General features: G+C 39.9%; 2 protein-coding genes and 1 pseudogene. 1 reads left to right on the forward strand and 2 read right to left on the reverse strand.

Translation table 11 applies throughout. The features are described 5' to 3' along the window. Positions 1-146: 146 nt before the first annotated feature. The gene (locus RLO81_RS17305; RefSeq protein WP_350114603.1) at positions 147-734 is read right to left on the reverse strand and encodes a Crp/Fnr family transcriptional regulator; all 588 of its coding nucleotides are present in this window, start codon (positions 732-734) and stop codon (positions 147-149) included. 79 nt (positions 735-813) lie between these two features. Continuing rightward, complete coding sequence (locus RLO81_RS17310) at positions 814-2,406, reverse strand: SulP family inorganic anion transporter (RefSeq protein WP_350114606.1); 1,593 nt, start codon at positions 2,404-2,406, stop codon at positions 814-816. Positions 2,407-2,498: 92 nt separating this feature from the next. On the opposite strand from RLO81_RS17310, the pseudogene RLO81_RS17315 reads away from it, so the two are divergent. Next, positions 2,499-2,790, forward strand: a pseudogene (locus RLO81_RS17315) (MFS transporter); the annotation flags it as partial.

Consider the following 2,790-nt stretch of genomic DNA (forward strand, 5'->3'; position numbering starts at 1 on the left):
TTCTTTTAATCCCTCCTGATAAGAAGGTACGTTCGTTGTAACATTCATAATCTTTGTTTTTGGTTATGTCAAAATCGACAATACAAAGGTTGGTGATACGCTACCGTTTAAAAATGAACTGGATTAGGAAAAACTCTTGAACTAGTTCAAGATTGTGTAGCAAGGCGAGCACGTATTTTGCTCATAAATTCAGCTGACATGCCTAAGTATGAGGCAATTACCTTTTGCGGAACTCGCTGAATCATATTTGGATACCGATCGAGCATGTCAAGGTATCTTTCTTCTGCTGTCATACTTAAATTGGCCAAAGCCCTTTTTCTGGAGAAGGCAAAAGCCTTTTCTGTGCTCACCCTAAAATATTCGCTGAGTGAATGCATCTCTTTACAAAGACCTTCAATATCGTTGTATTTCATTTGAAAAATCACTGAATCTTCAAGCGCTTCCACAAAAAGTGTGGCGGGTGTCTGGGTGATGTAACTATAAAAATCGCTGACAAACCAATCTTCCATGGCTATCTGCACGGTATGGTCTTTGCCATCATCATCCACAAAAAAAGAACGAAAAGCACCTTCTACCACATAATTTCTAAAGCCACTAGTAAAACCGGGCTGATCAATGTATTGCCGCTTCTTTACTTTGGTCGTTCGAATGATAGAGATTAATCGTTGTTCTTCCTCCTCAGAAAACTCAACGTACCTGCGAATATTTTGGAAAAGCTTGTCGTATCCTTTCAACAGTATGAGTTAGGCATTTAAAAAATTACAAACTCTAAAATACATGAAAAGAGCCGTTAATATCAAAAATAATCAATATCTACTGCATCGCATTGGCCATTACATGATAACGTGGGTCTTCAATGTCTTTTTCAATGACTGCCTCTAACTTAGGTGATGCCTTCACCATTAATCGCTGGCATTCTTCACTGAGGTGTCTGATTTTTACTTCTTTACCTGCAGCCTCGTACTTCTCTACTAAGTTGAAAAGGGCTTCCAATGCTGAATGGTCAGAAACCCTGGATTCTATAAAGTCAATAATTACTTTATCAGGATCACCATTGACATCGAACTTGCTGTTGAATTGTTGAATGCTACCAAAAAACAATGGTCCCCAGATTTCATACACTTTGGTGCCATCTTCGAGCGTATGTTTTCTCGCTCGAATGCGTTTGGCATTTTCCCATGCAAAAACCAACGCACTAATAATGATACCAGCTATTACAGCAATCGCCAAATCAAAAATTACGGTTAGCGCTGAAACAGCCACAAGAACTATGGCATCGCTTAAAGGAATTTTATTGATAATTCTGAAACTACTCCAAGCAAATGTACCAATCACCACCATAAACATTACACCTACCAATGCTGGAATAGGCACTTGCTCAATAAGACTCGAAGCAAAGAGAATAAATGCTAATAGTGAAAGTGCCGCTACTATTCCTGACAATCTCGTTCTACCACCTGCTTTAATGTTGATAATAGACTGACCGATCATGGCACAGCCTCCCATTCCACCAAATAATCCAGTTACTATGTTTGCTCCACCTTGCGCCATACATTCTCTGTTAGAATGGCCACGCGTTTCAGTCAACTCATCAATTAAATTCAAAGTCATTAATGACTCTATCAAACCAATAGCAGCAAGAATAACAGCATAAGGCCCTATAAACTTCAAGGTTTCCCATGTAAATGGCACCTTATTAAAAATGTCTATTTGAAACGTTGGTAAGCCCCCCTCAAGACCAGAACCGCCTCCACTTCTTATAAAGCTACCGACCGTAGCTACATCCAAGCCACCAAATATCACTATTCCCGAAACCACAATAATAGCGATCAATGCTTCTGGTAATTTCTTATTTACGCGTGGCAGGAAGTGCATAATGGCCATGGTTAAAAATACCAAGCCAATCATCAAACCTAAGTCCAGCCCTTGCAACCACACCTTTTGCCCATCTACTATTTCTTTAAACATGCCTAATTGCGAAAGGAAGATTACAATGGCCAAACCGTTTACAAAGCCCATCATTACCGGGTGCGGTATTAAACGAACAAACTTTCCGAGTTTTAACAGACCAACAACCATTTGTATGATTCCCATTAAAATCACCGTAGCGAAAAGATAGTAAAGCCCAAGATTTTCACCTTCTGCGCCCATAGCATTGCCTTGGGCAACAAGTGTTACCATTACAACAGCCAACGCACCTGTAGCACCACTGATCATCCCTGGTCTGCCACCAAAAATGGACGTGATCAGACCGATCATAAATGCTGCATATAGTCCTACTAAAGGATCAACACCAGCGACAAAGGCAAAAGCTACAGCCTCCGGCACCAAGGCCAAAGCTACCGTCAATCCACTTAAAATATCGTTCTTAGCGTTAGCTGTTCTCTTTATTATAAATTCTCTCATAGTTTCCGGGAAAAGGGTGCAAAGCTAGAGCTTTAAGTATAGAAGGGCAAAGTATTCTTATTTCTAAATTTTTCATTCCATATTGCAATCGTATGCAAGCAAAGCTACCTATCATTGTTCTTGCTCAGTTCTTTTGCACATCATTGTGGTTTGCTACCAATGCAGTCATTAAAGGCCTGGTTGTCGATTTTGGATTACTACCCACAGATATCGGTTATTTAACTTCGGCAGTGCAACTGGGTTTTATAAGTGGAACACTGCTATTCGCGCTCACCAACATAGCCGATCGATTCTCTCCTTCTAAAGTATTCTTTTGGTGTGCTATTTTAGGAGCACTTATTAATAGTATACTCGTACTTTCCTTTAATAACTTTACATCATTAG

The organism is Fulvivirga sp. (assembly GCF_040220315.1).
Taxonomy (GTDB): domain Bacteria; phylum Bacteroidota; class Bacteroidia; order Cytophagales; family Cyclobacteriaceae; genus Fulvivirga.